Annotated in this window: 5 protein-coding genes; 2 read left to right on the top strand and 3 right to left on the bottom strand. The window is 62.5% G+C overall.

Annotated elements, in window-relative coordinates:
- From A5646_RS14400 to A5646_RS14390, 3 genes are all read right to left on the bottom strand, one after another.
- A partial coding sequence (locus A5646_RS14400) for an aldehyde dehydrogenase family protein (protein ID WP_067022217.1) occupies positions 1–1,245 on the bottom strand: 1,245 nt, incomplete at its 3' end.
- A gap of 33 nt (positions 1,246–1,278) precedes the next feature.
- Positions 1,279–2,373, bottom strand: coding sequence for an amidohydrolase family protein (locus A5646_RS14395; RefSeq protein WP_231998330.1), 1,095 nt, complete (start codon positions 2,371–2,373; stop codon positions 1,279–1,281).
- 175 nt (positions 2,374–2,548) lie between these two features.
- Complete coding sequence (locus tag A5646_RS14390; protein ID WP_197498204.1) at positions 2,549–3,775, bottom strand: cytochrome P450; 1,227 nt, start codon at positions 3,773–3,775, stop codon at positions 2,549–2,551.
- A gap of 323 nt (positions 3,776–4,098) precedes the next feature.
- Between A5646_RS14390 and A5646_RS14385 the strand changes: the two genes are divergently transcribed.
- Together A5646_RS14385 and A5646_RS14380 are read left to right on the top strand one after the other, a co-directional pair.
- A complete protein-coding gene (locus A5646_RS14385; protein ID WP_066865295.1) occupies positions 4,099–4,788 on the top strand; it encodes a TetR/AcrR family transcriptional regulator in 690 nt (229 codons plus the stop codon).
- A gap of 210 nt (positions 4,789–4,998) precedes the next feature.
- The coding region (locus tag A5646_RS14380) for a CaiB/BaiF CoA-transferase family protein (RefSeq protein WP_197505197.1) at positions 4,999–6,238 on the top strand (1,240 nt) is incomplete at its 3' end.

Raw genomic sequence — 6,238 nt, 5'->3', positions numbered from 1 at the left:
GTAGATGGAGTCGTTCGCGATGCGGATGGCTTCGTCTTCGGAGCGATAGGTCATCACCGCCAGCACAGGCCCGAACACCTCCTCCTGGCATAGGCGCATGTCGCTGCGGCAGTCGACAAATGCCGTCGGTTCGTAGTAGAAGCCGCGTTCGAGATGTTCGGGACGTTTGCCGCCGACCACCAGCCGCGCGCCGTCTTGTAAGCCCGCCTGAACGAAGGATTCAACTCGCTGACGCTGCTGATCCCTGATCAGCGGACCGACGACAGTTGCGGGATCACGCGGATCGCCGACGGTAATCATCGGAGCCATCGCTTTGAGGCCCTCGACATACGCTTCGAGCAGGTGCTCGGGCAACAGAAGTCGCGACGTGACGGTGCATGCCTGTCCGGCATGCATCAGCACCTGACCGAATCCTATTCCCGCAACGTCACTTTCGGTGACATCGCTGAGAACGAGGTGCGCACTCTTGCCGCCCAGCTCCAGCTGTGCGCGTTTCATCGTTGCCGCCGATAGTTCGCGGATGCGCCGACCGGTCGCCGTCGAACCGGTGAACGCGATCATGTCAACGCCTCGGTGCGTGCACAGCTCCTCTCCCACGTCGGCACCGCCCACGACCACGTTGAACGCCCCGGGCGGGAGGCCCGCTTCCTCGCCAACCTTGGCCAGCTCCAGGGCGTTCATCGGAGTCCATGGGTGTGGCTTGAGTACCACAGTGCAGCCGACAGCCAAGGCAGCCAGGCACTTCTGAATGTTGATCGAGAAAGGAAAGTTGAACGGCGTGATGACTCCGACCACCCCGACCGGTTCGCGGACCACTGTCACGCCGCCCAGGCCGGTCGGCGAAACCACGGGGCCGCCCGGTGTCTCCACCCACGTCACATCATGTTCGACGAACTCGCCGTAGTAGTGGGCCGCCTCGATGGCACCGCCAACCTGAATCAGGTCCGTGATGAAGCCGGTCGAGCCGATCTCGGCGACGATCAGCTCCCGAAGCTCCGCTTTGCGCTCGTCGAGGATCTCAGCGAACCGCTTGATGATCTTTGCCCGTTCCCGGACGGACATCCATGGCCATGGCCCTTCGTCGAAAGCCCGCCTGGCAGCCTCGATCGCCATGGCCGCCTGCTTTTGTCCACCCTCGACGACTCGTCCGATCAACTCCTCGGTGGCCGGATCGATGACGTCGATGGTGCCGAGGGCATTGTCGCTCAACCACTTACCGTCGATGAAGCTCTGGTACTCCCGCATCAAACGAATCCGTCGGCCAGTGAAAGGGATTGACTACGCCAGCGCCGGATACGGGGCGGGCTCAAAGTCGAAAACCCGGCGGGCATTGCCCTGCAGCACCTTGTACTTGTCGAGGTCGGACCGACCGTCGAGTGCCTTGTGAGCGGCCTGAAGGGAGTTGGGCCAAAGGCTGTCGGTGTGCGGATAGTCCGTTTCGATCATCACATTGTCGACGCCGATGAAGTCGAGATTGGCCGCCCCGAAGTCGTCCTCGATGAAACAGCCGTACATGTGGTCGCGGAAGAGCTGGCGCGGAGCCTTCGGGAAAATTGCAGGATCGGTTGGCACCGGGGTCAAGCGCATCGTGGCGGGGTCAACTGCCCAGTTGTTGGCGCGCAGGTATTGGTAGTCGGCGGCGACATGTTCAGCACGCTCGATGAGGTAAGGGATCCAGCCGATGCCGCCCTCGGCCAGCACGATCTTCAGATCGGGGTATTTCTGCAGCTTGCCCGAGAACAACCAATCCGTGGTTGAGTTCGCCAGATTGAGATTGATGTTGACCGCCTGAACCCCGAAAGGTGCGTCAGGCGACGTAGTGGGACTAACCGACGACGAGCCGATGTGTGTGCACAGCGGCATCTTCGTCTCGTTCACCACCGCGAAGAAATCATCCCAGACTCCCGAGTGGATGGACGGAAATCCCAGCGGGTGCAAGTTCTCCGAGAAGGCAATGGCTTTCGCGCCCTTGCCGGCGCACCGCAGCGTCTCCTCGACGGCCAGTCGGGTATCCCACAACGGGACGATGACCATTGGGATGTAGCGACCAGGCGCCGCCGCGCACCACTCATCGATGACGAAGTCGTTATAGGCCCGCACGCACTTGAGAGCCAGGTCGCGGTCACCGAGGTGTGCGAACATCTGACCACAGAACCGTGGGAAGAACGGAAAGTTCAGTCCCGCGATCACATGGTCCTCGTCCATGTCAGGGATGCGGGCGACCGGGTCGAAGTAGGCACGAGGCATCTCGTCGTAATTCACTGGCAGCGGCGAGTATTCGGGCGGCCGCTGGTGAGCCGCGACCAGGATGCCCATCACCGACGCACGCGCTTGGTCGTATATCCACGTATCGACGCCGTCGATGCGCTCCACGTGTGGCACTCGATCGCGGTCGGCGGCCGATGCGCGGTCGACCCATAGGTTCGGGGGCTCGATGATGTGGTCATCGACGGAGATCATCCACTGAAGATCTTGCTTGTCCACGGGTTCCTCCCTGATGTCGCTACTACGTTGGCTGCGAGACGGATCGGCGGTCGCATGCCGCCTCTCACCGGCCGATGCGGGCGCCCGGCGTGAAGACGACGGGCAGGGCGCGGTAGCCCCGGGTGACCGAGTTCCCGTGAAAATCAACTTTTGCCCTAGGGGGGATGGCGTAGTCGGGTATCCGATTCAGGGTCTGTTCGACGCCCACCCGAAACTCGAGCCGGGCGAGATTGGAGCCCAGACAGCGATGGACGCCGGCTCCGAACCCGAGGTGGCGGTTTGTTTGCCGGTCGAGAATGCACTTGTTCGGCTCGTCGAACTCGCGCGCGTCGCGGTTGGCGGCCGCATAGTTCACGACGACCGTCTCACCGGGACAGAACTTGTGGTCGCTTAGTTCAACCTCTTCCGCGACTGAGCGATGCAGTCCGTGGACCGAACCGGCGAACCGGATGAATTCCTCTATCGCCGCGGGCATCAACCCGGCTTCGCGTACAAGTCGGTCGCGATCTTCGGGATGGGTGCCAAGATAGAAGAAGGCGAATGACATTGCGCTAGAGGTTGTTTCGAGCCCGGCTTGCACCAGCAGCATCACATTCGCGACAACGTCGTCGAAGCTCAATTTCTCGCCGTCGATCTCGGCGGCGAGTAGAACGTCGATCAGGTCGTCACGCGGCGGTTCACCGCGACGCTTGTCGATCTCGTCGCGTACGCGGAGGTAGAGATTTGTCATCGAACCGTTTCGGATGTCTTCGCTCTCCCCATTGATCGCGAGGTCGGCTGTCTCGATGTAGAGCGGCACGTCCTCAACGGGCATGCCGAGTACGTACCGGAAGAACACGATCCCGGGTTGCTGCCATGCAACGTCTGCGAGATCGCCGCTGCCCAGCTCGATAAAATTGTCGATCAACCCATCGGTGACCGCGCGCACCTGGGGTTCCAGCTCCTTCATCCGGCCCGGAGAGAAATACGGATTGAGAACCTTGCGAAGCTGTTGCTGCCGTGGGGGATCCAAGGTGATCACGATGTCGCCGAACGACATCGGGTTGCCCTCGAGTCCCATGGGCTTGCTGGAGAAGCTGCGCCAGTTCCGCAAAATCTCATAGCAGTCGTCGTAGCGAGTGGCGATCCACGCGCCCCCCGGCGTGGGGCCCAGGAATGGCACGTCCTGGTGACTGAACGGTCCGTTCTCCCGCATCACCGAGTAGACCTCGTAGAGGAATTCTTGATCGTTGAAATCCTCGTGACGAAGGTCGAGGTTCCGGGCGTGTTCCTCCGGTGATTTGCTCACCATGGGTAGTCCTTTCCGCCCCTGCCGACCTCGAGACACCGCCAGCGGTCAGCCCGGCCAGACAGCCACCACCGAGGGGCCGACCACAGTCCAGGCACGCCGCAGTCGTACCGCCGTCCACGTGCCATCTGCGCCGGCCCTCTGATTTCTCGCACACGCCGAAATTTGCTTTCGCAGCACAGTAAATCGTCGAATGCACGGAGTCAAGTCGCACTCGATAACTATCTGACAGCGCTTCGAATCGACGCGCCCGCGCAGTGTGCGCGAACGGGCGGCACGCGTGCAGGCTTCCGCTCAGCCGACGGGTGCTCGCTAAAGTATGTGTGATGACCACAGGCGCGCGGCGGCGAGTTCGCGACAAGGACGGCAAACAACGAGCCCTCCTTGAAGCGGCCGCTGAGGTGTTTGCCGAAGCGGGATACGCGGCCGCGGCGACGAAGGAGATCGCCCGTCGCGCGGACTGCTCGGAGGCGATGCTATTTCACTACTTCGGGGACAAGCGAGGCATCTTCGAGCAAGTCGTTTCTCGACAGATCGCGGACCTGGTCAGTGAGGCAGAAGAGCAAGTCGTGGCGGACCTGCCTACGCGCTTCGAGGACTATATCGAGCGGCTTTTCTTTGCGAGATTGAGGATCGATGACCGGGACAGCGGCGTTCCCGGCTGGGACATTTCCGGTCGGGCGTTGTCAGATCCAGACTTCTCGCTGCGGGTGCTGCAACCCAATCACGCACGCCGTACGGCCGTTATCGCCGAAGGCGTTCGCCACTACCAGGCCGCGGGGCAGATCCGGGCCGACGTCGACGCCGACCTGTTCGCCGAGCTGCTGGCCAATTTCATCATCTTCACGACGAGCCTCGGACCACGCTGGTTTGGTACGGCTGAGTCGGACATCCGCGCGCAGATCGAACTGGGTTCGCAAATCCTCGCCAAAGGGGTAAGCACGTCGACTACGAAGCCGCCCGCCAAACGCAGCGGGCGGGGCGAACGGACCCCCAAGGTGCGTGCGGCCGACTGAAAGCTTAACGACTCAACCGCGGCCAGCGTTATCGAGTCACACTTGACACGTCAGCTTTCGCGTCGCTAGCGTCGTTGCAACCAAGCCGCAACCATGCGGATGCAGAACACTCTGCTCGATCGGCACGAGCGTGAGGACAGGAAGCGGCGTGTGTGCACTCATCGGGGTGGGTAACTCACTTCGGCAGACATTGACACGGAAAGCCGCACGATGATCGCTCTGCGTGGGGTTCGTGTCGTCGAGTGGGCGACGGAAATTTCGGGCCCGTACTGCACCAAGTTGTTCGCCGACCTCGGAGCGGAGGTCGTCAAGATAGAGAATCCGGACGGGGATCCGTTCCGCCGCAGGACGTTTGGCGATCGACACGACGACGGCGCGCTGTTCAAATTCTTGAACGCCGGCAAGCGTTCAGTCGTGGGCACTTCGTTGGCCGACCTGGAGCCTCTGATCGTTTCCGCCGATGTGTTCGTCGATTCTCTCGGCCCTGGGGCACTCGACCGCGAGGCCCTCCTACGGCGAGCGCCACACCTGGTGATCGTGGCGCTCTCTCCTTACGGGTTGACCGGACCGTACCGGGACCGACCCTCGACGGAGTTCACGATCCAGGCGGAGAGCGGAACCCTGGCGTTGCGAGGTCGTTCGGACCAACCGCCCATTCAAGCCGGTGGCCGAGTCTTCGAATGGGTGATGGCCAGCTACGCCGCCGTCGCGGCGCTTGGCGCATTGCGGCGGGTTCAACTCGGCGGCGCAGGCGAACTCGCGGACTGCTCATTGCTGGAGGCGTGTCACCTCAGCGCCAGCGGGTTCGCCGACCTCTATCACGGACTGGCCGGTCGCCCGCCATTGACCGTGCCGGCGCGACAGGTTGAAATCCCTTCCATCGAACCGACCGCCGACGGCTGGGTGGGCTTCAACACCAATACCCGCCAACAATTCGAGTCGTTCCTAGCGATGATCGGCCGACTCGACCTACTCGATGAGGACCCAGCCTGGGCCCTCGCCACGACCCGGTGGGAACGCCGGGACGAGTGGAATCGGATTGTGCGGGAATGGACGACGCAACGTTCCACAGACGAGATCGTCGCGTTGGCCTCCGATCTGCGGATCCCCGTCTCACCCGTCAACAATGGCCAGACCGTGTTGGACCACCCGCAGTTCGCGGCGCGCGGCGTGTGGGGCAGGTATGCCGACGACAGCTTTACCCACCCGTTGGCGCCCTACCGGATCAATGGCCGACGACCCGCCCCCACCGCCGGCGCTCCCCCGCTTGGCGAAATAACAAAAGTACCCGCCCACAACAGGATTACGACCGGAGCCGAAGGTGCACCGCGACTTCCTCTGGAGGGCATACGAATTCTCGACGCGACAGCGTGGTGGGCGGGTCCCTCCTCCACCCACATTCTCGCCGCGCTGGGCGCTGAGGTCATTCACCTGGAGTCGACAGACCACC

The organism is Mycobacterium sp. 1245499.0, from assembly GCF_001673615.1.
In the GTDB taxonomy this organism is placed as follows: domain Bacteria; phylum Actinomycetota; class Actinomycetes; order Mycobacteriales; family Mycobacteriaceae; genus Mycobacterium; species Mycobacterium europaeum_A.
Note: the sequence above shows the minus strand (reverse complement) of the source record. Positions and strands in the feature narration are given on the sequence as shown.

Coding starts and splice junctions, on each gene's coding strand:
- A5646_RS14385 (WP_066865295.1), top strand. CDS start 4,099: ATGACCACAGGCGCGCGGCGGCGAGTTCGCGACAAGGACGGCAAACAA.
- A5646_RS14390 (WP_197498204.1), bottom strand. CDS start 3,775: ATGGTGAGCAAATCACCGGAGGAACACGCCCGGAACCTCGACCTTCGT.